The 24,902-nt window shown below is 69.1% G+C and carries 20 protein-coding genes and 1 riboswitch; of the genes, 15 read left to right on the top strand and 5 right to left on the bottom strand.

What is annotated here, in order from left to right:
• Window positions 1-56 precede the first annotated feature (56 nt).
• On the bottom strand, window positions 57-1,271 hold the full coding sequence (locus ACEQX1_RS07705) for an ABC transporter substrate-binding protein (protein WP_370196683.1): 1,215 nt from the start codon (window positions 1,269-1,271) through the stop codon (window positions 57-59).
• A 236-nt stretch (window positions 1,272-1,507) separates the two neighbouring features.
• Here ACEQX1_RS07705 and minC point away from each other — a divergent pair, with 236 nt between their 5' ends.
• The 11 genes from minC (at window position 1,508) to bla (ending at window position 12,304) form a co-directional block, all read left to right on the top strand.
• Window positions 1,508-2,260 carry a septum site-determining protein MinC gene (gene minC, locus ACEQX1_RS07700; protein ID WP_187392500.1) on the top strand — a complete coding sequence of 251 codons (753 nt, stop codon included), beginning with the start codon at window positions 1,508-1,510 and terminating at the stop codon, window positions 2,258-2,260.
• A 31-nt stretch (window positions 2,261-2,291) separates the two neighbouring features.
• Window positions 2,292-3,107: a septum site-determining protein MinD gene (gene minD, locus ACEQX1_RS07695; protein WP_370196682.1), complete on the top strand. Its 816-nt coding sequence runs from the start codon at window positions 2,292-2,294 to the stop codon at window positions 3,105-3,107.
• On the top strand, window positions 3,104-3,367 hold the full coding sequence (minE, locus tag ACEQX1_RS07690; protein ID WP_024348772.1) for a cell division topological specificity factor MinE: 264 nt from the start codon (window positions 3,104-3,106) through the stop codon (window positions 3,365-3,367). Before minD ends, minE begins: the two co-directional genes overlap by 4 nt.
• A 61-nt stretch (window positions 3,368-3,428) precedes the next feature.
• Window positions 3,429-3,578 (top strand): hypothetical protein, encoded by a 150-nt coding sequence (locus ACEQX1_RS07685; RefSeq protein WP_169513611.1) that lies wholly within the window; start codon window positions 3,429-3,431, stop codon window positions 3,576-3,578.
• A gap of 162 nt (window positions 3,579-3,740) precedes the next feature.
• Window positions 3,741-3,997: riboswitch (cobalamin riboswitch) on the top strand.
• Window positions 3,998-4,123: 126 nt separating this feature from the next.
• Window positions 4,124-4,765: a HupE/UreJ family protein gene (locus tag ACEQX1_RS07680; RefSeq protein WP_370193594.1), complete on the top strand. Its 642-nt coding sequence runs from the start codon at window positions 4,124-4,126 to the stop codon at window positions 4,763-4,765.
• Window positions 4,755-5,291: a bifunctional adenosylcobinamide kinase/adenosylcobinamide-phosphate guanylyltransferase gene (gene cobU, locus ACEQX1_RS07675; protein ID WP_228238943.1), complete on the top strand. Its 537-nt coding sequence runs from the start codon at window positions 4,755-4,757 to the stop codon at window positions 5,289-5,291. The genes ACEQX1_RS07680 and cobU overlap by 11 nt, the downstream gene beginning before the upstream one ends.
• A 4-nt stretch (window positions 5,292-5,295) precedes the next feature.
• Window positions 5,296-6,381 carry a cobalamin biosynthesis protein CobW gene (gene cobW, locus ACEQX1_RS07670; protein ID WP_370196681.1) on the top strand — a complete coding sequence of 362 codons (1,086 nt, stop codon included), beginning with the start codon at window positions 5,296-5,298 and terminating at the stop codon, window positions 6,379-6,381.
• Window positions 6,382-6,392: 11 nt separating this feature from the next.
• On the top strand, window positions 6,393-10,175 hold the full coding sequence (gene cobN, locus ACEQX1_RS07665) for a cobaltochelatase subunit CobN (RefSeq protein ID WP_370196680.1): 3,783 nt from the start codon (window positions 6,393-6,395) through the stop codon (window positions 10,173-10,175).
• A 21-nt stretch (window positions 10,176-10,196) separates the two neighbouring features.
• The gene (locus ACEQX1_RS07660; protein WP_370193359.1) at window positions 10,197-10,637 is read left to right on the top strand and encodes a GNAT family N-acetyltransferase; all 441 of its coding nucleotides are present in this window, start codon (window positions 10,197-10,199) and stop codon (window positions 10,635-10,637) included.
• A gap of 1 nt (window position 10,638) precedes the next feature.
• Complete coding sequence (gene cobO / locus ACEQX1_RS07655) at window positions 10,639-11,277, top strand: cob(I)yrinic acid a,c-diamide adenosyltransferase (RefSeq protein WP_009208866.1); 639 nt, start codon at window positions 10,639-10,641, stop codon at window positions 11,275-11,277.
• Window positions 11,278-11,404: 127 nt separating this feature from the next.
• Window positions 11,405-12,304: a class A beta-lactamase gene (gene bla / locus ACEQX1_RS07650; protein ID WP_370193358.1), complete on the top strand. Its 900-nt coding sequence runs from the start codon at window positions 11,405-11,407 to the stop codon at window positions 12,302-12,304.
• Between the two features lie 126 nt (window positions 12,305-12,430).
• Here the strand turns inward: bla and ACEQX1_RS07645 are convergent, their stop codons facing one another.
• Window positions 12,431-12,754, bottom strand: coding sequence for a hypothetical protein (locus ACEQX1_RS07645; RefSeq protein ID WP_024348765.1), 324 nt, complete (start codon window positions 12,752-12,754; stop codon window positions 12,431-12,433).
• Window positions 12,751-14,319, bottom strand: a complete 1,569-nt coding sequence (locus tag ACEQX1_RS07640; protein WP_370193357.1) for a radical SAM protein — start codon at window positions 14,317-14,319, stop codon at window positions 12,751-12,753. The genes ACEQX1_RS07645 and ACEQX1_RS07640 overlap by 4 nt, the downstream gene beginning before the upstream one ends.
• Window positions 14,320-14,490: 171 nt before the next feature.
• Here ACEQX1_RS07640 and ACEQX1_RS07635 point away from each other — a divergent pair, with 171 nt between their 5' ends.
• Window positions 14,491-15,228 carry a hypothetical protein gene (locus ACEQX1_RS07635; protein ID WP_370193356.1) on the top strand — a complete coding sequence of 246 codons (738 nt, stop codon included), beginning with the start codon at window positions 14,491-14,493 and terminating at the stop codon, window positions 15,226-15,228.
• A 35-nt stretch (window positions 15,229-15,263) separates the two neighbouring features.
• Here ACEQX1_RS07635 and ACEQX1_RS07630 read toward each other — a convergent pair whose 3' ends face one another.
• A complete protein-coding gene (locus ACEQX1_RS07630) occupies window positions 15,264-15,935 on the bottom strand; it encodes a nucleoside triphosphate hydrolase (protein ID WP_370193355.1) in 672 nt (223 codons plus the stop codon).
• Window positions 15,936-16,117: 182 nt separating this feature from the next.
• Here ACEQX1_RS07630 and ACEQX1_RS07625 point away from each other — a divergent pair, with 182 nt between their 5' ends.
• Both ACEQX1_RS07625 and ACEQX1_RS07620 read left to right on the top strand, forming a co-directional pair.
• Window positions 16,118-17,086: a ring-cleaving dioxygenase gene (locus ACEQX1_RS07625; protein WP_370193354.1), complete on the top strand. Its 969-nt coding sequence runs from the start codon at window positions 16,118-16,120 to the stop codon at window positions 17,084-17,086.
• Window positions 17,083-17,736, top strand: coding sequence for an alpha/beta hydrolase (locus ACEQX1_RS07620; protein WP_370193353.1), 654 nt, complete (start codon window positions 17,083-17,085; stop codon window positions 17,734-17,736). Before ACEQX1_RS07625 ends, ACEQX1_RS07620 begins: the two co-directional genes overlap by 4 nt.
• A gap of 72 nt (window positions 17,737-17,808) precedes the next feature.
• Here ACEQX1_RS07620 and ACEQX1_RS07615 read toward each other — a convergent pair whose 3' ends face one another.
• The gene (locus tag ACEQX1_RS07615; protein WP_370193352.1) at window positions 17,809-19,113 is read right to left on the bottom strand and encodes a sorbosone dehydrogenase family protein; all 1,305 of its coding nucleotides are present in this window, start codon (window positions 19,111-19,113) and stop codon (window positions 17,809-17,811) included.
• A 402-nt stretch (window positions 19,114-19,515) separates the two neighbouring features.
• On the opposite strand from ACEQX1_RS07615, the gene ACEQX1_RS07610 reads away from it, so the two are divergent.
• Window positions 19,516-24,900 (top strand): alpha-2-macroglobulin family protein, encoded by a 5,385-nt coding sequence (locus tag ACEQX1_RS07610; protein WP_370196679.1) that lies wholly within the window; start codon window positions 19,516-19,518, stop codon window positions 24,898-24,900.
• The last annotated feature ends 2 nt before the right edge of the window (window positions 24,901-24,902 follow it).

The raw sequence follows: 24,902 nt of genomic DNA, 5'->3' as shown, positions 1-24,902 counted from the left end.
CGGCGACCGGAGGGGTCACCGCGCGCCGGCGTCTGTGCGCTGCCTGTGCGGCCGGCCTATTCGGCGGGGCGAAGCTTGCGGGCGTCCTCGGGCGACGGCAGATAATCGGCGCCGTCGGCATAGCGCCAGTCGACCATGACGCCCTGGCCATCGCGCACCGCCGTGCGACCGACCCAGGCGCCCAGGGTGGACTGGTGGTCGGCCTCGCGGAAGGTGAAGGGGCCGGACGGGGCGTCGGGAACCTCGAGGCCCTCGAAGGCGGCAATCAGCGAGTCGGCGTCGGTGGCGCCGCCGGCCTTCGTCAGGGCGGCGGCGAGGGCCTTCATCCCGTTATAGCCGACCAGCGAGCCGGCATAGGGATGCTCGCCGTATTTCGCCTCGTAGGCGGTGCGGAAGGCGTCATGCTCCGGCGTGTCGATATCGTACCAGGGGTAGCCGGTGACGATCCAGCCTTCGGGGGCCTCGGCGCCCAGCGGCTCGAGATATTCTGGCTCGCCGGACAGGAGCGAGGCGACCTCGCGGCCGTCGAACAGGCCGCGAATGTCGCCCTCTCGGACGAATTTGGCGAGGTCGGCGCCGAAGGTGACGTTGAAGATCGCGTCGGGCTTCATGGCTTCGAGGGCGCGCACGGTGGGGCCGGCGTCGAGCTTGCCCTGGGGCGGCCACTGCTCGCCGACGAACTCGACGTCGGGCTTGCGCTTCTTCAGCTCGGCCTTGAAGGCGGTGACGGCATCGGTGCCATAGGCGTAGTTCGGCGCGATGGTCGCCCAGCGGGTGGCGTCGAGCTTGGCGGCCTCTTCGGCCAGCATCGCGGCCTGCATCGCCGTCGAGGGGCGCAGGCGGAAGGTGTAGCGGTTGCCCTGCGACCAGACGATGGCGTCGGCCAGCGGCTCGGTGGCCAGATACGGCACCTGGCGCTGCTTGGCGAAGTCGGTGAGGGCGAGGCCGACATTGGAGAAGAAGCCGCCCCACACGACCGCGACGTCGTCGGAAGCGACGAATTCCTCGGCGATGCGGATGGCGTCGGCGGGCTTGCCATTGTCGTCGCGACTGACGACCGCGACCGGCCGGCCGTCGATGCCGCCGGCGGCGTTGATCTCTTCCAGCGCCAGTTCCCAGCCCTTGCGGTAGGGGCCGGTGAAGGCGGGCAGGGTGGTGTAGCTGTTCATCTCGCCGAGGGTGATCGGCTCCTGGGCGAGGCTTGGGGCGGCGAGCCCGGCGAACAGGCCGAGGGCCCCTGCGAGCGTGGCGAACATCCGTCCGGTGATCATGGCAAGTCCCCGTGTCTGCGGCCGCAGCTCCCCCGGTCTCGAGGGCCGACCCTGCCCCGGCGTCATGGCCGAAAGCGGCTGCCATCGCAAGGCCACAAGGACGTCATAGCCCCGCCAAGGCCGTATCCCGACAGGGCAAATCGCCGCTTTCGCGTCAGCCCGGCGCAGGCTTTGAGGCTTAATCTCCGGTTAACCGACGTCCGATTAGATCGCCCAGCAACCGAAAATTAACGCAGATGACCAAAGCGCTAACAGACACCCGTCCGATCCGTCTCAAGGGCCGCTCCTTCCTCGCGCTGGTGCTGTCCCCCGAGCTGCCGTTCGACAGCTGGCTGGCTCGCCTCGACGATCTGGCCGCCCGTTCGACCGGCTTCTTCCTCGGCCGTCCCATCGTTCTCGACGTCGAGGGCCTGGACATCGACCAGGCGCAGCTGAAGGAACTGATCGGCGAACTCGGCGAGCGCAGTGTCCGGATCATGGGCATCGAGGGCGCGCGCGCCTCGCTGCTCGGCTTCGGCATGCCGCCGGCGATGAAGGGCGGACGTCCGGCCGACGATTTCGAGGCACCGGCTGCGCCGGCTCCCGCGAGCGCGCCGGCCAGCACTGCCACGAAGGCCGAAGCGCCGGCCCCACGGCCCGAGCCGCAGCCGGTCCGGGCAATGCCGTCGATCATCATCCACGAGCCGGTGCGCTCGGGCCAGTCGGTGATCTTCCCGGAAGGCGACGTGACCATTCTCGGCTCCGTCGCGTCCGGTTCGGAGATCGTCGCAGGCGGCTCGATCCACGTCTACGGCACCCTCAGGGGCCGGGCGATGGCCGGTTCGGTCGGCAACGCCTCGGCCCGCATCTTCTGCCGCAAGCTCGAGGCCGAGCTTCTGGCGATCGACGGCCTCTACAAGATGGCCGACGACATGAATCCGGCGCATCGCGGGCAGGCCGTGCAGGTCTGGCTCGACGGCGACACGCTGAAGACGGAAATCCTGGTCTAGCCGGCGGCCGACCAGCATACAGGAGAACGAGATGGCAAAAGTAATCGTGGTGACCTCGGGCAAGGGAGGCGTCGGCAAGACGACCTCCACGGCAGCGCTCGGCGCCGCGCTGGCGCAGCGGGGCGAGAAGACCGTCGTGGTCGATTTCGACGTCGGCCTGCGCAATCTCGACCTGGTCATGGGCGCCGAGCGCCGGGTGGTCTACGACCTGATCAACGTGGTGCAGGGCGACGCCAAGCTGCCGCAGGCGCTGATCCGCGACAAGCGGCTGGAGACTTTGTTCCTGCTGCCGGCCTCGCAGACCCGCGACAAGGACAATCTCACGTCGGAAGGCGTCGAGATCGTCATGAACGAGCTGCGCGAGAGCTTCGACTGGATCATCTGCGACAGCCCCGCCGGCATCGAGCGCGGCGCGACCCTGGCGATGCGCCATGCGGACGTCGCCGTCGTCGTGACCAACCCGGAAGTCTCCTCGGTGCGCGATTCGGACCGGATCATCGGTCTGCTGGACGCCAAGACCGCCAAGGCCGAGCGCGGCGAGCGCATGGAGAAGCACCTGCTTCTGACCCGCTACGACCCGAACCGGGCCGAGCGCGGCGACATGCTGAAGGTCGAGGACGTGCTGGAGATCCTGTCGATCCCGCTCCTCGGCATCATTCCCGAATCGATGGACGTGCTGCGCGCGTCCAACCTCGGCACGCCGGTCACGCTGGGCGACGCCCGCAGCGCACCGGCGCTGGCCTACACCGACGCCGCGCGCCGCCTGGCCGGCGAGACCGTTCCCATGGTGATCCCGGGGGAGAAGCGCGGCCTGTTCGGCAAGATCTTCGGACGGAGAGCGGCATGAGCCTTTTCAGTTTCTTCAGCAAGCAGAGCTCGGCGCCGATGGCGCGCGAGCGCCTGCAGGTCCTGCTCGCCCACGAGCGCGCGACGGTCGGCCATTCCGATCTCGTCGGGCTCCTGCGCGAGGAGATTCTCGCGGTGATCGCACGGCACGTCCATGTCGACCGCGAGAAGGTGATCGTGAAGATGGATCGCGGCGAACAGGTCTCGACCCTCGAGGTCGACATCGAGATTCCCGTGACCGCGAGCGTGCGGGCCGCCTGACGGCGCCCGCCCCAACCCGCGGCGGGATCCCCGTCGCGGAACCGGCAAGAAGGAGAACACGATGAGCCGAGTGACCATGCTCGAGCGGCTCAAGGAGCTGCAGAAGACGCCGAAGTTCCAGAACCGCGACATCCGCACGATCAGCGCGATCCTCTCCAACGAGGCGCTGGCCAAGCATGTGGAAGCCTGCGAGCAGTCGGCGGCGCGCTGAACCGAGCGCCTGACATGCATCGAGGCCCGGCTGCAGGAGACTGCGGCCGGGCCTTTTGCGTTCGGGCCGCGCACGGCACGCAGCGCCCGCCCGTGCGGCGAATTGGCTTGCGTCGCGCCGGCCGATCGCTAGTCTGCGAGACGAACGGATTCGACGCTTGCGCCGGGTCCGTCGAAGGATGGTTCCCCCGCTGCCACGCGGCAGGGGCGAAGAGGGAATGCGACGGGCCGACCCAAACAGGGGGTCCATATCGCAGCCGACCCCGCGACTGTAGAGCGGCGAGGTCTTCACCACCGGGATGCGTCGGGCCGTCAGGCCAGGCGAGACCGGCGAAAAGCCACTGGAGATGTCTCCGGGAAGGCCAGGCGAAGACCGACGACCCGCGAGCCAGGAGACCTGCCATCCACGTGCGACGTCTACGGGACGGGATGTTCCTTCAGGACCTGTGTTTCGATCCGGCGGCCGTCGTGCCGCGGAGTTTCGGGGAAACGCCGGTTTTTTGGGACTATCCGCGTCCGTTCCAACAGGACACGGGAGTTGTCTTCATGCCTTTCCGCAATCGTTTCGCCGTCACGGCGCTGCTGTCCCTGATTCCGACCGCGGCCTTCGCCCACCACCCGGCTGGTGGCATGGCGCCGCAGAGCATGGGCGAGGGCCTGTTGTCGGGTCTTGCCCATCCGGTCATCGGCCTCGACCATCTGGCCTTCATCATCGGTGTCGGCCTGCTCGCCGCGCTGACCGCGCATCGCTTCGCCGCGCCGCTGCTGTTCATCGGCGCCACCGTCGCCGGCACGCTGCTGCACCTGATGGCCTTCGACCTGCCGGCCGCCGAGTTCGTCGTCGCCCTGTCGGTCGCCGGCATCGGCATCCTCGCTTTGTCCGGCCGCTCCTACGGCATGCTGGCGATCGGTTCGCTCTTTGCCGTCGCCGGCCTGTTCCACGGCTATGCCTATGGCGAAGCGGTGGTCGGTTCGGAATCGAGCGCCGTCGCCGCCTATCTGATCGGCTTCGCGGCCATCCAGTATGTCGTCGCGGTCTCCGCCGGCTTCATCGCCGTGCGGCTTCTCGGCAGCGGCCTGGCCGCCCGCGAGAATTTCGGCCTGCGGGTGTCGGGCGGCGTCGTCGCCGGTGCCGGGGCGATGATCCTCGGCGAGCAGCTCCTGGCGATCGCCGGTTTTGCCGGCTGAGGCCGGCGCGACCGACCGCCTCGTCCTCGTTCTCGGCGGCGCGCGCTCTGGCAAGAGCGCCTTCGCCGAGCGCCGCGTCGGCGAGAGCGGCCGTGCCCCCGTCTACATCGCGACGGGGCAGGCCTTCGACGCCGAAATGACCGCCCGGATCGACGCGCACAAAGCGCGTCGGCCGGCGCCGTGGCGCACCGTCGAGGCGCCGCTCGATCTCGTCGCGACCATCGAAAGCGAGGCGGCGCCGGACCGGGCGCTGCTGGTCGACTGCCTGACGCTCTGGGTGTCGAATTTGATGCTCGCGGAACGCGACGTCGACGCGGAGGCCGACCGGCTCGTGGCCTGCCTGACGGGCCGGCCGCCGGGGCTGATCGTCTTCGTCTCCAACGAGGTCGGCCTGTCGATCGTCCCCGAAAATGCCATGGCGCGGCGCTTCCGCGACCACGCCGGGCGTCTCCACCAACTGATCGCGGCCGTGTGCGACGAGGCGATCTTCGTCGCCGCCGGCCTGCCGCTCACCCTGAAAGGTTGAAGCCTTGCAGAAGATACCAGCCACCGTCGTCACCGGCTTTCTCGGCGCGGGCAAGACGACGCTGATCCGCAACATGCTGCAGAATGCCGGCGGCCGGAAGATCGCCCTGATCATCAACGAGTTCGGCGATTTGGGCGTCGATGGCGACATCCTGACCGGTTGCGGCATCGAGACCTGCACCGAGGACGACGTGGTCGAGCTGACCAATGGCTGCATCTGCTGCACCGTCGCCGACGACTTCATCCCGACCATGACCAAGCTGCTCGCCCGCGACCGGCTGCCGGATCACATCGTCATCGAGACCTCGGGGCTGGCGCTGCCGCAGCCGCTGGTCGCGGCGTTCAACTGGCCCGAGGTCAAAACGCGGGTGACGGTGGACGGCGTGGTGACGGTCATCGACACCGCGGCGGTCGCCGCCGGACGCTTTGCCGACGACGAGGCCAAGGTCGCCGCGGCGCGGGCCGCCGACGAGAGCCTCGACCACGACAATCCGCTGGAAGAGCTGTTCGAGGACCAGATCCGCGCGGCCGACCTGATCGTCCTGAACAAGGCCGACCTCGTCGACGCGGCGACGCTGGAACGGGTGCGCGGCGAGATCGGCAGCCAGTGCGCCGAGGCCGTGAAGATCGTCACGGCGGAAGGCGGCGTGCTGCCGACCGACGTGCTGCTGGGCCTGTCCGCCGGGACCGAAGACCTGATCGCGGATCGCAAGTCGCATCACGAGCTTCACCATGAAGGCGAGGGCCACGATCACGACCATGACGAGTTCGAGAGCTTCGTCGTGGAGGCCGGGCAGGTCGCCGATCCGAAGGCGTTCGCGGACGGGCTGTCGGCGGTCATCGCCGGCCACGACATCCTGCGGCTGAAGGGCTTTGCCGATGTGCCGGGCAAGCCGATGCGGCTGGTCGTGCAGGCCGTCGGCCAGCGCATCGAGACCTATTTCGACCGGCCCTGGAAGCCGGGCGAGACCCGCGCCACGCGGCTGGTCGTCATCGGCCTGCATGACGGGCTGGACGCGGCGACCTGCGGGACGATCCGGGCGACCATCCGCGCCCTGACCGACGGAGCGGCGCAGGCGGCGGCGGAGTAGGGCGCAGCCTCGTGCATCTCCTCCTTGCCCAGAAAGGCACGATCGACGATGGCGGCGAGGCGGTCGATCTCGGCCAGACGCCGGCCGACATCGTCGTGCTGTCGGCAGCCGATACGGAGATCGCCGGCCTGGCCGGTGCAGCCGGACGGCTGGGCGCGGCTGCTCCGTCGCTGCGGCTGGCAAACTTCCTGCGGCTGAAGCATCCGATGTCGGTCGACGCCTATGTCGCCCGAACGCTTCGCCACGCCAAGCTGGTGGTGGTGCGCATTCTCGGCGGCGCAGCCTACTGGCCCTACGGGCTGGACGCGCTGCTGGCCAATGCCCAGGCGACCGGCGGCCATCTGGTCGTGGTGCCGGGCGACGACAAGCCGGACCCGGGGCTCGACCGCTACAACACGCTTGGAGAGGGGCCGCGCGACCGGCTGTGGCGCTATCTCGTCGAGGGCGGGCCGGCGAATGCGGAGAATTTCCTGCAGGCGCTGGGCGCAATCCTGTCGGACGGAGACTGGCCGCCGGAGGCGCAGCCGCTCCTGAAGGCGGGCAGGCTGGAACTGGCGGGCGTCGAAACCGACGCGTCGCGACGAGCTGCCGCTCCGGCGCTGCACCCGGATGCTCCCGGCGAAACAGTGGCGGCGCCGGGGGCGCGGCCGCTGGCGGCGATCGTCTTCTACCGGGCGCTGATGCAAAGCGGCCAGACCGAGCCGGTCGAGGCGCTGGCGACGGCGATGGCGCGGCAGGGGCTCGACGTCCTGCCGGTCTATGTCTCCAGCCTCAAGGACCCGGTGTCGATCGAGACCCTGCGGGCGCTGTTTGTCGAGCGGGCGCCGGATGTCGTCGTCAATCTGACCGGCTTCGCGGTCTCGTCGCCCGGCGGCGAGCGGGTGCCGACCGTGCTGGAGGAAGGCGGGGCCGTCGTATTACAGGCGGTGCTGGCGAGCGGCGCGCGCGAGGCTTGGGAGACGTCGTCGCAGGGACTGTCGGCGCGCGATCTGGCGATGAATGTCGCCCTGCCGGAAGTGGACGGGCGGGTGCTCGGCCGGGCCATCGCCTTCAAGTCGGCGGGCGACTGGGATCCGCTGACCCAGACGGACATCGTGGCGCATCGTTCGCTGCCGGACCGGGTGGAGTTCGTCGCCGAACTGGCGGCGCGCTGGTGCCGGCTGCGGGTGAAGCCTGCGAAAGCGCGGCGGGTGGCGATCCTCTTGGCGAACTACCCCAATCGGGACGGGCGGCTCGGCAACGGCGTCGGCCTGGATACGCCAGCCGGGACCATCACCGTTCTGAACGCCATGGCGGCGGCGGGTTACGACGTCGCCGACGTGCCGGCGACGGGTAACGGGCTGATCGACCATCTGATGGCCGGTCCGACCAATGCCGGGACGGCGGCGCGGCAGATCCGCGAGACGCTGGCGCTGAAGGCCTATCGGGCGTTCTTCGACGGCTTGCCGGAAGCGGTGCGGGTGGCGGTGACGGAGCGCTGGGGCGCGCCGGAGGCCGATCCGTTCTTCCTGGCCGATCGGGACGCGTTTGCCCTGCCGCTGGCACGGTTCGGCGAGACGCTGGTCGGAATCCAGCCGGCGCGCGGTTACAATATCGACCCGAAGGAGACCTACCACTCGCCGGACCTCGTGCCGCCGCACAATTACCTGGCGCTCTATGCCTTCCTGCGGACCCAGTACGACGCCGACGCGGTGATCCACATGGGCAAGCACGGCAATCTGGAATGGCTGCCGGGCAAGGCGCTGGCGTTGTCTGAGGCCTGTTTCCCGGAGGCGGTGTTCGGGGCGCTGCCGCATCTCTATCCGTTCATCGTCAACGATCCGGGCGAGGGCACGCAGGCCAAACGGCGCACGAGCGCGGTGATCATCGACCATCTGACGCCGCCGCTGACGCGGGCCGAAAGCTACGGGCCGCTGCGCGACCTGGAGGCGCTGGTCGACGAATATTACGAGGCGGCCGGCAGCGATCCGCGGCGGCTGGAGCTGCTGAAAGGGCAGATCCTCGATCTCGTCCGCGACATCGGCCTCGATCAGGATGCCGGCATCGCGGAAGGCGAGGCCGAGGACACGGCGCTGGAAAAGCTCGACGCCTATCTGTGCGATTTGAAGGAGATGCAGATCCGCGACGGGCTGCATGTCTTCGGCGTTGCGCCGGAAGGCCGGCTGCTGACCGATCTGACCGTGGCGCTCGCCCGGCTGCCGCGCGGCAGTGCGCCGGGCGACGGCTCGCTGCACCGGGCGATCGCCGCGGATCTGCTGGCGAGCGACGGCGCGGAGGCGGAGGGCTTCGATCCGCTGGATTGCGACATGGCGGCACGCTGGATCGGGGCGCGGCCCGACGTGCTTCAGAAGCTGTCGGCCGACGCTTGGCGCACGGCCGGCGATACGGTGGAGCGGATCGAATGGCTGGCGGCGCGCCTCGTCACCGGTGAGACGGCCGCCGAGCCGGGCTGGACCGCCACGTGGGCGGTGCTGACAGAGGTCGAGACGCGGCTGGCCCCGGCGGTGACGGGGTCGGGCCCGGCTGAAATCGCGGGGCTTCTGGCCGGGCTTGCCGGCCGTTTCGTTGCACCGGGACCGTCGGGTGCACCGACCCGGGGGCGCCCGGATGTCCTGCCGACGGGCCGTAACTTCTTTTCGGTCGACACCCGCGCCGTGCCGACCGAGGCGGCCTACGATCTCGGCCGTCGCTCGGCGGAGCTTCTGGTGACGCGGCATCTGCAGGACGAGGGCGACTGGCCGCGATCGATCGGGCTGACCGCCTGGGGCACCTCCAACATGCGCACCGGCGGCGACGACATCGCCCAGGCGCTGGCGCTGATCGGCGCCCGGCCGGTCTGGGACCGGGCCTCGCGGCGGGTCACCGGCTACGCCATCGTGACGCTGGCCGAGCTCGGCCGGCCGCGGGTCGACGTGACCCTGCGCATTTCGGGCTTCTTCCGCGACGCCTTTCCCGACCAGATCGCGCTGTTCGACCGGGCGATCCGGGCCGTCGGCGCGCTGGAGGAAGAGGCGGCGGACAATCCGATCGCGGCGCGGATGCGAGCCGAGCGGCAGGCGCTCATGGCCGACGGCGTGGATGAGGCCGAGGCTGCGCGGCGGTCGGGCTTTCGCATCTTCGGCTCCAAGCCCGGCGCCTACGGCGCGGGACTGCAGGCGCTGATCGACGAGAAGGGCTGGGACGACCGGGCGGATCTCGCCGAGAGCTACATCGTCTGGGGCTCCTATGCCTACGGGGCGGATGCCGCGGGCGAGGCGGACCGGGCCGGCTTCGAACAGCGGCTGTCGCGGATCGAGGCGGTCGTCCAGAACCAGGACAACCGCGAGCACGACCTCCTGGATTCCGACGATTACTACCAGTTCGAGGGCGGCATGACGGCGGCGGTCGAGCAGGTCTCGGGCGACCGGCCGGTGGTCTATCACAACGACCATTCGCGGCCCGAGCGACCGGTGGTGCGCACGCTGGACGAGGAGATCGGCCGGGTGGTGCGGGCCAGGGTGGTCAATCCGAAATGGATCGCCGGCGTCATGCGCCACGGCTACAAGGGCGCCTTCGAGATCGCCGCGACGGTGGACTATCTCTTCGCCTTCTCGGCGACCACGGGCGCGGTGCGCGACCATCATTTCGAGGCGGTGTACCGGGCCTTCGTGGTGGACGAGCCGGTGCGGGACTTCATGCTCGACAACAATGCGAACGCCTATCGCGAGATGTGCGACAAGCTTGCCGAGGCGATCGACCGGGGCCTATGGATACCGCGCTCGAACTCCGCACGGGCGGAGCTGGGTGTCGGATGACGGACCGCAGGAGGCGCGCGCATGGACATCCGCCAAGTGGAGATGGCCGACGACGAGACGCGCAGCCGCATCGTGGCGCCGCTGGCGGAACTGGCGACGCGCACCGACTTTGCCATGTCGCCGCGCTTTCTGACCCTGGCGCTGAGCGACGCGGCGGGTATCGACGGCGGGCTGATCGCCCAGATCTACTGGAACTGGCTGCATATCGAGGTGCTAGCGGTGCCCGAGCGCCATCGCGGGGCGGGGCTCGGCCGGCGGCTGGTCGAACGGGCCGAGGCGATCGCGCGCGACGACGCGCTGCGCGGCGTCTGGGTCGACACCTATTCGTTCCAGTCGCCCGGCTTCTACGAGGCCATGGGCTATCGCCCCTTCGGCCGGCTGCCGGACTATCCGGAGGGCGAGGAACGCATCTTCTACGCCAAGATCTTCGGCGACCAGACACAGACCGCAGGGGAGGCCTGACATGAACGACAAACCCAAGATCACCGACGGCATGTCGGACGCCGAGCTCGACGCCCGGCACGCCGAGAAGATGAAGAAGAAGAAGGCGGCGCGCGACAAGATCATCGCCACCAAGACGATCGAGAAGGGTCTCGTCATCGTCCATACGGGCAAGGGCAAGGGCAAGTCGACGGCCGGCTTCGGCCTGGTCTTCCGGGCGCTGGGCAACGGCATGAAGGTCGCCGTCGTGCAGTTCGTGAAGGGCAAGTGGGAAACCGGCGAGCGCAAGGTGCTGGAGAAGTTTCCCGACCAGGTGACGATGACCGCCATGGGCGACGGCTTCACCTGGGAGACCCAGGACCGGCAGCGCGACATCGCTGCGGCGAAGGCCGCCTGGGAGCGGGCCAAGGCGCTGATCATGGACGACGAGCACAAGCTGGTGCTGCTCGACGAGCTGAACATCGTCCTGCGCTACGACTATCTCGATCTCGCTGAGGTGATCGAATTTCTGAAGGGCAAGCCGGAGATGAAGCATGTCGTCATCACCGGCCGCAACGCCAAGGACGAGCTGATCGACTTCGCCGACCTCGTCACCGAGATGGAAATGATCAAGCACCCGTTCCGCTCGGGCGTGAAGGCGCAGCTGGGGATCGAGTTCTAGGGTCACCCGCAGGCCTGTGGATGGCGCAACGCGGGCTGCGTTCCGCCTCCATTTCGACACGAGGCGCGAGATGATCGTCCCCTTCCAACGGTTGCAGAGGCAACCGGCTATTGCGTGGGGGATGAAGATGAAGAGCTTTTGCCGGATGGTGTCGCGCCGATCGGTCCTCTCGGCTGTCGTGGTCGTGGCCGCGCTGTGGGCAGGGCCTCAGGCGCAGGCCGAGGACGCCACGGCGCGCCTGGCGGAGACGGTGCGGGGGCTGGAGGAGCGGCTGGACGCCCGCATCGGCGTCTTCATCCGCGACAGCGGCAGTGACTGGCAGTGGGGACACCGCGAAGACGAGCGGTTCCTGATGGCCAGCACCTTCAAGTCGGTTCTGTGCGGGGCGGTGCTGGAGCAGGCCGAACAGGGCGCACTGGCGCTCGACGAGCCGGTGGAGATCCGGGCCGCGGACATTCTCAGCTACGCGCCGGTGACCGAGACGCGCCAGGGCGGCACGATGACGGTCGGCGAACTCTGCCTGGCGACGGCGGACATGAGCGACAACACCGCCGCCAACCTGCTTCTCGCCAGGCTCGGCGGTCCGCAGGCCGTAACCGCCTTCCTGCGCGGCATCGGCGACGCGGTGACCCGGCTCGACCGGACCGAGCCCGATCTCAACATCTTCGCCCCCGGCGATCCGCGCGACACGACCAGCCCCAAAGCCATGGCGACGAGCTGGGAGAACATGCTGATCGGGGACGGATTGCGTCCGGCGTCGCGCGAGCAACTGCGCGAGTGGATGCGCCTTGGCGGCGTGACCGGCAAGCTGATCCGCGCCAGTACGCCCAAGGACTGGGAGGTCGTCGACAAGTCCGGCGGCGGACAGACCCATACGCGCAATCTCGTGGCGATGATCACCCCGCCGGGGCGCGCGCCGGTCTTCGTGGCGATCTATCTGTCCGACTCGCCGGCGGATTTCAGCACGCGCAACGCCGCAGTCGCCGAGATCGGCGCAGCCATCGTCCCGGTGATCGCGGCGCGTTGAGGAGGGGCGCGGCCGGCGGATGATCCTGGGGCTCGTCGACTGACGTCGCTGCGCCGACGCCTCCGGGAGGTGCCGGCGCCCGTGGCGGCAGGCGGGTGGGGCCGGCGCAGCGATGGCTGGGTCGGCCTACCGGCTGCGGTCGCGCTCGGCATCGAGCTCGGCGGCGCGGCCACGGGTGGCGGCGAAGGTCGAGCTGGAGACCGCGACGCGGACGGCCGGCCGGGTGCCGTTGGTGGCGACCCTCACCAGGACCGCCGGCACGGCGGCCACGGCGAGTTCGGGCTGGTCGTTGGCGCGCAGGGTGGCCCGCGCCTCGTCGTCGAGATCGAAGCCGAGCCGTTCCATCGTGGCTTCCGGCTCGGCCTCCAGGGCCTTGCGGACTTCCGGGTCGGTGAAGATCTGTTGCAGGGCCTTCACATAGGTGTCTTCGCCCTTCTGCAGGTCGGTCATGTCACTGCTCCCTTGTCGTGGACGCCGTGGAAATGTCGCAGGGGAATGCCGATCCGTTCGCCCGGCGGGGCCGGTTTCGGGGGCTCGACCGGGATCTCGCGGCGTGCCGCCTGCGATCCGGGGCCGGCGACTTGGCGCAGGCTCGCCAGCCCATTCTGCTGGAAGGTCTCGAGGATCCGCGGAAAATACTTCGCGACCGGCTCCGGGAAGGCATATTCGATCATGTTGCGGCCCTTGTAGACGGCCTGCGAGACGGTGCGCACCGCGGCGACCTTGTCCGAGATCGCGTAGATGTCGGCGGTGGGGATCTTCACGCCCGACTGGAACAGATAGTAGTTCGAGAAGAAGCCGAACTCGTCATACATCGCCTCGGTGACGAGGCCGTTGCGCGCCGCCTCGTCCCACAGGCGCGAGCCGGGGATCTGGCAGTACCATTGCAGGAGAACGCGCACCCCGTAGGTGGCGTGGAGATGGGTGGCGAAGGCGATGGTGCGCTCGACCTCTGTGCGGCCCTCCCAGGGCAGGCCGAGGACGAAGGAGAAGTCGGCCCGGTCGGCGATGCCGAATTTGCGCAGGATGCGGGCGGCCTCTTCCAGCTTGGCGCAGGTGGTGCCCTTGCCGATCAGCGCCAGACCCTCGTCATAGCCGCATTCGGCGCCGACCAGGAACTGCACCGTGTGGGGCGCCATCGCCTCGACATAGGCCTCGTCGCAGATGTCGTTGGCGCGGGAATCGTAGACGAGGCCGGCGTCGAGCCCGCGCTGGCTGATGATCTGGGCGATGCGGGTGGCGCGCTTGACGTTCATCGAGAACTCGTCGTCGATGATGTGGATGTGGCCGGCGCTGGTGCGCGGCACATGCGGCAGGATCATCTCCAGCCGGTCGACGAATTCCTCGGGCTGGATGCCGCGCCAGGTGCGTCGGTAGGAGGTCGAGCAGAACGAGCAGTCGAAGACGCAGCCGCGCGAGGATTCGATCGACAGGGCCTGATAGACCCGGTCGGGCAGGTCGCCGTAATCGGGCACCGGGAAATCGGTGAGTTCGTCCTTGCGGATCAGCTTCTCGATGCTGTTGCGCACGACGACGCCGTCATCGGTCTTCCAGGAGAGGTTCGGGACCTCGTGGAAATCGCGGGAGCCCTCCAGCGCGTTGGCCAGAGCGACGATGGCGGCTTCGCCTTCGCCGCGCACGACGAACTGGACCGGAAAGGCCGACAGCACATACTGGTCGAACATGGTCGGGTGAATGCCGCCGACGACGACCGGGACGTCGGGCCGGCGACGGCGGATCTGCTTCAGCACCTCGATGGCGGTCGGCCAGGACATGGAGGTGGCGCCGATGCCGACGAGATCGGCGCGGTCGATCTCGGCCGAAAAGCCCTGGACCGAACTGGTGCCCAGCGCGATCAGATCGGCGAAATCGACGTGATGGCCGGCCTGAAGCAGGGCGGCGCGCAGGAGATACATGCCATAGGGCGGACATTCGCGATGGGCGTCCATCGCGATGGATTCCAGCGTGTCCTCGAACCGATCCATGATCGGGGGCGCACAGAGAACAACCCGCATGACGGTCTCCCGTATTCGGCATCGATGGAACGGTCCCCGCGGGGCGCTCGCCAGATGCGAGCCTGCAACCGGCAGGGATTATACTGGGCAAAATCAACCCATGATGGCAATCTACAGCAATTCAACCTAAGATGGAAGCCGCATGGCGCGATATCTGACGCAAGGGGAGCCATGACCGGTCCGCAGCAGCCAGACATCGTCGCCTCGCCGCATCTGCATCACCGGGTGTCGCTGGCCGTGCTCGCGGTGCTGACGCTCGGGCCCGTCGTCTGGCTGGCAGTCGTGCGGCCCGGCGATCTGGCCTATTACGCCATCGGGGGCGCGGCCTGGGGGCTGGCCGTCGCGGGCAAGCTGCTCCTGGCGCGGGTGCGGTTCGCGCGGCGCGTGATGAAGGCGGGCGTCGCCGGGGCCGGTCTCTGGGGCCTGGCCTCGGGCCTTGCGGAACTCGGCGTCCTGGCCGCGATCGCTTCTTCCGGCTGGCTGCCGCTGCAACTGGAGGTCGCGGCGATCTGCGGTCTCGGCGCGGCCGGCTTCGAGATCGTCTTCATTCTCGTGACGGGGGCGATCGAGGATTACCGTCACCCTGATCCGGACAAGCTGGCTCGCTGGCTGGCGGGCGCCCGTCGTTCCCTGTGGGTGGCCTATATGGGCGCCATCGAGCGGATCGATGCGACGGCGCTTCACGTGATGACGCGCGTCGCCGTGTTCGACGCGATGATCACCCAGAACTGGGCCCCGGCGCTGGTGGCACTCGGCCTGTTCGCGGCGGTCGACGGGGCGGCGACCTATGGCGCGGGCCGCGACTGGGACTGGTTCGAGCCGCGGATCTGCCGGGCCTTCTATCTTGCGATATCGGCCGCGGCCCTGGCGGGCTGGGTCTATGTGGCGCTGCGCCTGGCCGGCGGCTGAGCCGCGGCCGGCGGGGCGCCGGTCTCCCCGTGGCTTCAGCCGTCGTTCACCACCGTCAGGTCCGCCGGCACGCTGCGCTCCAGCACCAGCCGCATGTTGGGCAGGTCGTTGCCGTCGAGCTTGGTGACGAGGGCGTCGGTGGTCAGGCCGTGGCCGAGCCAGCGCTCCTTCAGCCGGCGGCGCAGCACCGGTTCGGGGACGGCGAGCATCACCGTCAGGTCGAAGCGCTGGCGCAAAGGCGCCCAGGCCGGGTCGTCGAGGAGCAGATAATTGCCCTCGACGAGAATGATGCGGGCCGAGGGCGCGATGATGCGGGCGCCGGCGCGGGCGATCTCGATGGCGCGGTCGAAGACCGGCACGGCGACGGCGCGGCCGTCATCGGCCTTCAGCCGGTCGAGGGTGACGGTCAGCCCGTCGACATCGAAGGTGTGCGGTGCGCCCTTGCGGGGGCGGTGACCGCGCGCGTCCAGCACCAGGTCGTCATAGTGGAAGCCGTCCATCGGCAGGATGTCGGCGATCCCCGGCGCGGCGGTGCCGGTCGCGGCGGCGGACGGCGACGCATCGTTCAACCGGTCGCGCAGATGCTCGACCATGGTGCTCTTGCCGGAGCCGGGCGCCCCGGCCAGCGCAACGATGAGGCGCCGGGAATCGGTGCCCCGGCGCGCGGCGATGGCGTCGAGGATGGGATCCAGGTCGGTCATGGGCATGGGGAGCCTCCGGGAACAGGGAAAACGGTGCGGCAGGACCGGGTGGACGACGGGGCACTGTTCGCATCCGAACGACGGCCGTTCAACAAAGAGAAACGATTCGTCACGAACGGCGCCCTTCCAATTGCGAGGCCAAGGCCGCTTATCTTGCCCCAAGCGACCTCGTGCAACGGAGCGATACCATGACCCTTGCCCTCAAAGGCATTCATCATCTGACCGCCATCACGGCCGATGCGCCCGGCAATCTCCGCTTCTACACGGAAGTCCTGGGCCTGCGGCTGGTCAAGAAGACGGTCAACCAGGACGACACCAGCGCCTATCATCTGTTCTACGCCGACGGAAAGGCGACGCCGGGCACCGACATCACCTTCTTCGACTGGCCGGCCCAGCCCGAGACGCGCGGCAACCATGCGGTCTCGCGGACCGGGCTGCGGGTCGCCGGCCGCGCCAGCCTCGACTACTGGCATGCGCGGCTGACCGAGGCCGGTGTTGCGACCGGCGAGATCGTGGAACTGGATGGTCGCGCCTCGCTCGACTTCGAGGACCCGGAGGGCCAGCGGCTGCGGCTGATCGACGACGGGGGCGCCGGCGAGGCCAATCCCTGGGATGCGAGCAGCGTGCCGGCCGAGCATCAGATCCGGGGCCTCGGCCCGATCACCATGGCGGTGCCGGATCTTGCCCGCACCGCGCCGGTGCTGACCGAGGTGATGAACATGCGCGAAGTCCGCACCTATGAGGCGGACGGTGCGAGCGTGCATGTGTTCGAGATGGGCGAGGGCGGCCCGGCCGCCGAACTGCACGTGGCGGTGGACCCGTCGCTGCCGGCGGCCGGACAGGGCGCGGGCGGCGTGCATCACGTGGCGTTCCGCGCGGCGGACGTTGAGGAACTGCACGCCTGGACCGAGCGGGTGCGCGGCTTCCGCGTGCCGTCGAGCGGCGAGGTGGAGCGATACTATTTCCGCTCGCTGTATTTCCGCGAACCGAACGGGGTGCTCTTCGAGATCGCCACGGACGGGCCGGGCTTTGCCGTCGACGAGCCGATGGAGAGCCTGGGCGAGAGCCTGTCGCTGCCGCCCTTCCTGGAGGCCAAGCGGGCGCAGATCGAAGCCGGCCTGAAGCCGCTCGACCGCCAGGGAAAGGACAGGACATGACTCCCGAGGATTCGAACGCGCTTCTGGCCCGCCATCATCTCGGCCATGCCGGGGCGCCGCTGGAGAGCGCCCGCCGGGTCGTCGTCTGCCTGCACGGGCGCGGCGCGACGGCGGCGGACATTCTGGGCATTGCCGGAGCGATCGGCCTCGGCGACATCGCCTATCTGGCGCCGCAGGCCCGCGGCGGGGCGTGGTATCCGCGCCCCTTCATGGAGCCGCTCGACGCCAACGAGCCGGATCTGAGCGCCGCGCTGGACCGGATCGCGGCGATCCTCGCCGATCTCGACGCGGCAGGGATCGGTGCGGACAAGGTGGTGATCGCCGGCTTCTCGCAGGGCGCCTGCCTGTCGCTGGAATTCGCCGCGCGCCATCCGGGCCGCGTCGCGGCCGTGCTGGGCTTCAGCGGTGGCCTGATCGGGCCTTCGGTGGACGGCCGCGAGGAGACGGGCCGGCTCGACGGCCTGCCGGTGTTCATCGGCTGCAGCGAGCGCGATCCGTTCATTCCGGCCGTGCGGGTGCGCGAGACCGTCGCGCATTACGAAGCGCGCGGCGCGGCGGTGACCGCGGTGCTCTATCCGGAGCCCGGCCATACGATCAACATGGACGAGATCGGCAAGGCGCGGGCGCTGCTGGAAGGCATGGGTGCCTAGAACGCCTCTGTTCGAGAGGCTCTGCCCGGCACGGCGAGGCGCGCCGGGTCCTTTCGCGTGAGGCTGCCTGCGTCAGCCTTCGACGAGCCCGAGATTGAGATCCCCGGCTTCGGCATTGGTGAAGCTCGGCGCGGGATGGTCCGGCGCGGCATCACCCTCGTAGGAGATGCGATAGATGATCCCGCCCGTATCGTCCGACAGGTAGAGCGTGCCATCGGTCGCTTGCGCCATGCCGGACAGGCGTCCCATGTGGCCCCAGCCCGTCGGGCTCTCCTCGTCCTCCATCAGAAAACCGGTGATGAACGGCTTCATTCCGACGGGCTGGCCGTTCTCGAAATCGACGCGCAGCACTTCGTAGCCGGACGGCGTCTTGCGGTTCCAGGAACCGCGCATCGCGATGAACGCATCGCCGCGATATTCCTCCGGAAACGCGTCGCCCGTATAGAACGTCATCTGCATCGGGGCCGCATGGGGGGTGTGAAGTCCAATGGGCTCGCGGCTGTTGGCGGCGTAATCGCTGAAGCTCGAATCCGGCGGCGTATCCTGCGGATTGAAGCGGGACATGGCGTAGACATAGGGCCAGCCATAGCGCTGCCCGTCCTCGATCCGATTGAACTCCTCGTGCTGCTCGTTGTCGCCCAGCCAGTCGATGCCATGGTCGAAGCCGTAGAGCGTGCCGCTGGTCGGCTCGAAGCCGTAACCGATCGTGTTGCGCAGGCCCGAGGCGAAGACGCGCCGATCGGATCCGTCCGTGTTCATCACGGTGATCGTCGCATTCTCCTCGTTGGTTTCACCGCAGGCATTGCAGGTCGATCCGACCGATACGTAGAGCTTGCCGTCCGGTCCCTTCTGAACCATCCGGTTGGGATGCTGGCCGCCCTCGGGAAAGCGGTCGGCCACGAGTTCGAGTTCCCCAAGCGTGCCGTCCTCGGCCCGGCTGGTCCGGTAAACGTCGTTCACGGTCATCAGGTAGACAGTGTCGCCATCGATCTCGATGCCATGCATGTCTTCCTTTTGCGCCACGACCTGGCGCTGATCGGCCCGGCCGTCGCCATCGGTGTCGCGCAGCATCAGCACGTCGCCATTGCTGCGACGCGTCACGTAGAGGGTGCCGTCCTCGGCCACGTCCATCATGCGCGCGTTCTCGACGTCCCGCGCGAAGACGTCGATGGTGAAGCCGTCGGGAAGCGCCAAGCGGCCCATGCGCTCCTCGCTCCACTGGAGCGGCACCGGCTTCAAGACATGGTTGACCATCTCGACGCCCTTACGCCCGCGATCCTCCTCGGCCGAGGCTTCGCTCGCACCGGCGCCGGCCTGCGCGAAGGCGAATTGCGGGAGGGCGAAAACCGACGCCGCCAATAGAAGAGTAAGTCGCATCTGGCGCTCCTTGTTGGGTCTGGGCGGATCGGCGACGCTGCGGCTCGACACGCCTTTCCAGACGAACCTCGCAGCGAGCGCATCGGTTGCAACCGTGTTTGCAAGCCGGCTGTCGATGCCCGGAACGGCTGCCGCGCATCTGCTTCCCTCCGCCTCGACCGGCTCGCCGGTTCGACATCCGTCGCCCAGGACTTCGGTCGATCTGGACTGTTGTCAGTGAGTTCTGCCCCTCCGGAATCCACTGGTGCGAGCCAACGCTTCGGCATAGGATGAACCCGGCGGAAGTCCGCCGGGGAGAAGCATTCGATGCGCGGTTTCGGCAGGCTCTTCTTCGTTTTGGCGGTCGCATTGCTGTTTTCTGGGCAGGCCACAGTGCCTTCCCTTGCGCAAGACGGGCGCCGGGTGATCACCACCGAGGGCGCCGATTATTTCGGCCGCGACTACGACATCCTCAAGGATGTCGATCTCGACCAGTGCACCGCGACCTGTCTCGCCGACGACCGCTGCCAGGCCTTCACCCTCAATACCAACAGCCGCTGGTGCTTCCTGAAGGAGGCGGTGGGCGAATTGCGGACGGTGGCCGGGGCGATTTCCGGCAAGGTCGTGGCCGAGGCCGGGATCGACGCCGACAGCGTCGAGGCGCGCATGGCGGATCTGGCGTTCCTGCCGGCCGCGACGCTGGACGATGCCAGGCAGTTGCGGCTGGAAATCGCCAATGAGGACCGCAGCATCCGGTTCGGCGATGCAAGTGCGCAAGAGATTGCCGGCCTTGCGCGAACGGCACTGACCCATCCGCAGGCGATCCGGGCATGGCGGGAAGCGCTGAAGCGCGCGCCGCTGGCGCATTACGCCTGGCAGGGCATCGCCAATGCGGCGCTCGCCTACACGCCAGAGCAATATGGCGAGCAGCCCGCCAACAACCGGCTGCGCGAGGCCGGCGCGATCAACGCCTATCTGACCGCCGGCCATGACGACGAACGCGCCGCGGCGCTGGCGACCCTGGCCCGCGCCTACGAGGCGGCCCAGAACTGGAAGCGGGCGATCAAGGCCTATCGCGAAAGCCTTGATCTGGCGGAGATGGCGGATGTTCGCGCCAGTCTCGACGCGGTGGTGGCCGCGCACGGTTTCCGCATCGTCGACAACAGCGTCGACAACAACGCGGCCAGCCCGCGCATCTGCCTAAATTTCTCGGACGCGCTGTCGAGCCATCTCACCGGTTCGGAGAATGCCGGCGACTTCGTGCAGGTGGAGGGCGGGGAGATCCTGCCGGTGACGGCGAGCGGGTCGCAGATCTGCATCGAAGGCGTGAAGCACGGCGAGCGCTACCGCATCGTCGCGCGTCCCGGCATCCGCTCCGTCGATGGCGAGACCCTGTCGCGCTCGGCGGAGGTGAGCGTCTATGTGCGCGACCGCGACCCCTCGGTGCGGTTTGCCACCAATGCCTATGTGCTGCCGGCCGGCGGCGAGACGACGATCCCGGTGACGACGATCAACACCGACGAGATCGAGGCGCGGCTGCAGCGCATCGGCGATCGGGCGCTGTCGCGGGCGATCGCCGACGGGCGGCTGTTGCAGCAATTGTCCGAGTGGCAGATCACCGAGGTGGCGACCGAGACCGGCGAGGATGTGTGGACCGGCACGGTCGGCGTGGTGCGCGAGACCAACAGCGAAGTGACGACGGCGATCCCGGTGTCTGAGATCGTGCCGGAGATCCAGCCCGGGGTCTATGTGCTGACCGCCAAGGCGAAGAATGGCCTGCGCTACCAGGACAGCTTCGCCACCCAGTGGTTCGTCGTCAGCGATATCGGGCTGACCAGCCTGGCCGGCGAGGACGGCTTCCACGTCTTCGCGCGCTCGCTGGGCAGCGCCGACCCGATGGCCGGGATCACGCTCGACCTCGTGGCGGCCAACAACCAGGTTCTCGGCACGGCGACGACCGACGCGGCCGGCCATGCGCGGCTGCCGGCGGGCCTCTTGCGCGGCACCGGTGGCGACCGGCCGGCGCTGCTGACGGCGGCGCGGGCGGCGGAGGACTTCGTCTTCCTCGACCTGACCCAGACGCCCTTCGACCTGACCGATCGCGGCGTGGACGGCCGGGCGCCGGCCGGGCCGCTGGACGTGTTCCTGACCTCCGAGCGCGGCATCTACCGCACCGGCGAGACGGCGTTCTTCACAGGCACGATGCGCGACGCCACGGGCGCGGCGGTCGAGGGCCTGACCATGACCCAGATCGTCACCCGGCCCGATGGCGTCGAGCATCGGCGGCGGCAGGTGGTCGATGCGGGTGCCGGCGGTTTCGCCTTCGGCCTCGACCTGCCGGCGGGCGCCATGCGCGGCGTCTGGAAGGTGGCCCTCCATACCGACCCCAAGCAGCCGGCCCTGGCCGAGACCACGGTGATCGTCGAGGATTTCGAGCCGGAGAAGATCGATTTCGAGCTGACGACGCAGGCCGAGACGCTCGACCCCGATGCGCCGCCGGTGATCGCGGTGGCGGCGCGCTACCTCTTCGGTGCCCCGGCTGGCGGGCTGGAGGTCGGCGGCGAAGCGGTGCTGACGGCGACCGACCGTCTCGGCGCCTATCCGGGCTATCGCTTCGGGCTGGCCGGCGACGAGACGACGGCGCTGCGCCAGCCCTTCAACGGAGGGCAGACCGACGAGGCGGGCGATGCGACGATCGGGCTCGATCCGTTCACCGCGCCGGCGACGACCAAGCCGGTGACCGCGGCCCTGCAGGTGCGGGTGATCGATACCGGCGGACGGCCGGTGGAGCGCAGGCTGGAGCTGCCGCTGGCCGGCGCCAAGCCGCGTCTCGGTATCAAGCCGCGTTTCGACGGGACGGTGGGCGAGGGGGCGGAGGCCGGTTTCGACCTGATCGCCATCGACGCCGAGGGCGCGCGCATGGCGCAGGCCGGCATCGACTGGGTCCTCAACAAGGTGAACACCCGCTTCCAGTGGTACGCGACGGGCGGCAACTGGAACTATGAGCCGGTCCGCAGCACCGAGCGCGTCGCCAGCGGCACGGTCGATATCGGGACAGAAGAGCCGGCAGCCCTGTCGCTGCCGGTGGAATGGGGCGAATACGAACTGGTGCTGACCGATCCGTCCGGTGCCGCGGTGCCGGCGAGCGCCGGCTTCGAGGCGGGCTGGTACGTCGCGGCGGCCGCGCTCGACACGCCGGACATGGCCCGGGTGTCGCTGGACAAGCCACGCTATCGGATCGGGGATACGGCCGTCGTGCGGATCGAGCCGCGCTTTGCCGGAACCGCCGAAGTGCTGGTGATGGACGAGCGCGTGATCACCCGGCAGACCGCCGAGATCGCTGCCGAGGGCGGCACGGTGGAACTGCCGGTCACCCGCGACTGGGGGCCGGGCGCCTATATCGCGGCGATCGTCTACCGGCCGATGGATCTCGACCAGAAGCGGATGCCGGGCCGGGCAATCGGGCTGGCCCATGCCGAGGTCGATCCGGGCGAACGGGCCCTGCAGGTCGCCATCGCGGCGCCGGAAAAGACCGAGCCGCGGCAACGGATGACGGTGGAGGTTTCGGTCGATGGCGTCGTGGCGGGCGAGACGGCCTATCTGACCCTGGCGGCGGTGGACGAGGGCATCCTCAACATCACCGGCTTCCAGCCGCCATCGCTGAGCGGGCATTATTTCGGCAAGCGGCGCCTCGGCGTCGACATCCGCGATCTCTATTCCAAGCTGATCGACCGGATGCAGGGCGCACCCGGCAGCGTGCGCTCGGGCGGCGACGCCGGCGCGAGCTACGACAGCCCGCCGCCGATGGAGGCGCTGGTCGCGCTGTTCTCCGGCGTGGTGACGGTCGGTGCGGACGGGACCGCGGCGGTGCCGCTGGACATTCCCGACTTCAACGGCACGCTGAAACTGATGGCGCTGGCCTGGTCGAAGACCGGGGTGGGCGAGGCCAATGCTTCCATGATCGTGCGCGACCCGGTGGTGATCGCGGTCAACCAGCCGCGCTTCCTGGCGCCGGGCGACCGCTCGCGCATCGCCATCGACGTGACCCATGTCGAGGGGCCGACCGGCGCGGCCAGCCTGGCGGTGTCGGGCGCGGAGGGGATCGTCGCCTTCGACGACACCGCGCCGCGGCGCTTCGATCTGGTGGAGGGCCGCCGCGAGACCTTCCTGATGCCGGTGACCGGCGCGGCGGTCGGCGACGGCACGCTGGAGGTGGCGCTGACGCTGCCGAATGGCGACATCCTGTCGAAGCGGGTCACGCTGCCGGTGCGCTCGATCGCGCCGGAGACCGTCGACAAGAGCGCCGTGACCCTGGCGGCGAATGGCGGGCGGTTCGATTTCGACCGCAGCCTCTTCGCGGACTTCCTGCCGGGCACGGCCACCGCGACGCTGAGCGTCACCGGGGCGGCTGAGTTCGACGTGGCCGGTGTGGTGCGGGCGCTCGACGTCTATCCCTATGGCTGCACCGAGCAGATCACCAGCCGGGCGATGCCGCTGGTCTATCTGGAACCGACCATCCTCGCTGCCGGCCTGGACCGCGTCGAGGATGTGAAGATGCGGGTCGATGGCGCCATCTCCGGGGTCCTCGCCAACCAGTCGTCCAGCGGCAGCTTCGGCCTGTGGCGGCCCGATTACGGCGACCTCTGGCTCGACGCCTATGTGACGGACTTCCTGACCCGGGCCCGCGAGGCCGGCTACAATGTGCCCGAGGAAGGCTTCGACCTCGCCATCGACAATCTGCGCAACAGCCTCGCCTATCTGCCGGACGCACCGGATTTCGGGCCGGTGGCCTATGCGAGCTATGTGCTGGCCCGCAACGGCCGGGCGGCGATCGGCGACCTGCGCTATTACGCCGACAACGAGCTGGTGAACTTCCGCACGCCGCTCGCCAAGGCCCAGATCGGCGCGGCGCTGGCGCTCTATGGCGACCGGGTGCGGGCCGAGCGGGTGTTCCGCGCCGCGGTCGACGACGCCATCGGCTCGCCGCTGCTCAATTCGCAGCGCGGCGATTACGGCACGCCGCTGCGCGACGATGCGGCGATCCTGACGCTGGGGCTGGAGACGGCGATCGACGGGGTCTCCTTCGACGGGCTGGTGCGGCAGGTGAACGATGCGCGGCGGACCCAGCGCTTTACCAGCACGCAGGAGGATTCCTGGTCGCTTCTGGCCGCGCATGCGCTGCTCGACCGCAGTCCGCCCAAGCTGACGGTGGCCGGGCGCGACGTGGAGGGGCCGTATGCGGCGGCCTTCACGGCGGCCGACATCAGCGGCGGGCTGGACATCGCCAATCGCGCGGCAGAGCCGGTGCGGGCCGAGATCACCCTGCGCGGCGTGCCGGAGTTCGCGCCGGCGGCGCAATCGGACGGCTATGCGATCGACCGGCGCTATTACACGCTGGACGGCGATCCGGCCGATCCGTCGGCCATCAGGCAGGGCGAGCGGCTGGTCACGGTGCTGGAGGTGACGCCGCTCGATTCGGGACCGGCACGGCTGATGGTCGACGACCCGCTGCCGGCGGGCTTCGAGATCGACAATCCGGCGATCCTGCGCGGCGGCGACGTGGCGGCGCTGGACTGGCTGCAGTTGACCGGCGAGGCGGCGCATACGGAGTTCCGGGCCGAGCGCTTCCTGGCCGCTATCGACCAGGGCGACGGCGACACGGCCACGAGGCGCTTCGCCTATATCGTGCGGGCGGTGTCGCCGGGCGAGTTCGTCCACCCTGCGGCGCTGGTGCAGAACATGTACGATCCGAGCCGGCGCGGGCGCACCGACGAGACGAGCGTCTCGGTCATCGGTCCGTTGCGGTGAGG

The sequence above is a fragment of the Aurantimonas sp. genome, from assembly GCF_964217435.1.
GTDB lineage: Bacteria > Pseudomonadota > Alphaproteobacteria > Rhizobiales > Rhizobiaceae > Aurantimonas > Aurantimonas coralicida.
This window is presented reverse-complemented; position numbering and strand designations above follow the sequence as displayed.

What these genes read in the sequence shown, in the direction of transcription:
- ACEQX1_RS07615 (WP_370193352.1), bottom strand. Translation starts at nt 19,113, where the DNA reads ATGCGACTTACTCTTCTATTGGCGGCGTCGGTTTTCGCCCTCCCGCAA.
- minE (WP_024348772.1), top strand. Translation starts at nt 3,104, where the DNA reads ATGAGCCTTTTCAGTTTCTTCAGCAAGCAGAGCTCGGCGCCGATGGCG.
- ACEQX1_RS07645 (WP_024348765.1), bottom strand. Translation starts at nt 12,754, where the DNA reads ATGACCGACCTGCAGAAGGGCGAAGACACCTATGTGAAGGCCCTGCAA.
- ACEQX1_RS07635 (WP_370193356.1), top strand. Translation starts at nt 14,491, where the DNA reads ATGACCGGTCCGCAGCAGCCAGACATCGTCGCCTCGCCGCATCTGCAT.
- ACEQX1_RS07680 (WP_370193594.1), top strand. Translation starts at nt 4,124, where the DNA reads ATGCCTTTCCGCAATCGTTTCGCCGTCACGGCGCTGCTGTCCCTGATT.
- minD (WP_370196682.1), top strand. Translation starts at nt 2,292, where the DNA reads ATGGCAAAAGTAATCGTGGTGACCTCGGGCAAGGGAGGCGTCGGCAAG.
- bla (WP_370193358.1), top strand. Translation starts at nt 11,405, where the DNA reads ATGAAGAGCTTTTGCCGGATGGTGTCGCGCCGATCGGTCCTCTCGGCT.
- ACEQX1_RS07620 (WP_370193353.1), top strand. Translation starts at nt 17,083, where the DNA reads ATGACTCCCGAGGATTCGAACGCGCTTCTGGCCCGCCATCATCTCGGC.
- ACEQX1_RS07625 (WP_370193354.1), top strand. Translation starts at nt 16,118, where the DNA reads ATGACCCTTGCCCTCAAAGGCATTCATCATCTGACCGCCATCACGGCC.
- cobO (WP_009208866.1), top strand. Translation starts at nt 10,639, where the DNA reads ATGAACGACAAACCCAAGATCACCGACGGCATGTCGGACGCCGAGCTC.
- ACEQX1_RS07705 (WP_370196683.1), bottom strand. Translation starts at nt 1,271, where the DNA reads ATGATCACCGGACGGATGTTCGCCACGCTCGCAGGGGCCCTCGGCCTG.
- ACEQX1_RS07685 (WP_169513611.1), top strand. Translation starts at nt 3,429, where the DNA reads ATGAGCCGAGTGACCATGCTCGAGCGGCTCAAGGAGCTGCAGAAGACG.
- ACEQX1_RS07640 (WP_370193357.1), bottom strand. Translation starts at nt 14,319, where the DNA reads ATGCGGGTTGTTCTCTGTGCGCCCCCGATCATGGATCGGTTCGAGGAC.
- minC (WP_187392500.1), top strand. Translation starts at nt 1,508, where the DNA reads ATGACCAAAGCGCTAACAGACACCCGTCCGATCCGTCTCAAGGGCCGC.
- ACEQX1_RS07660 (WP_370193359.1), top strand. Translation starts at nt 10,197, where the DNA reads ATGGACATCCGCCAAGTGGAGATGGCCGACGACGAGACGCGCAGCCGC.
- ACEQX1_RS07630 (WP_370193355.1), bottom strand. Translation starts at nt 15,935, where the DNA reads ATGCCCATGACCGACCTGGATCCCATCCTCGACGCCATCGCCGCGCGC.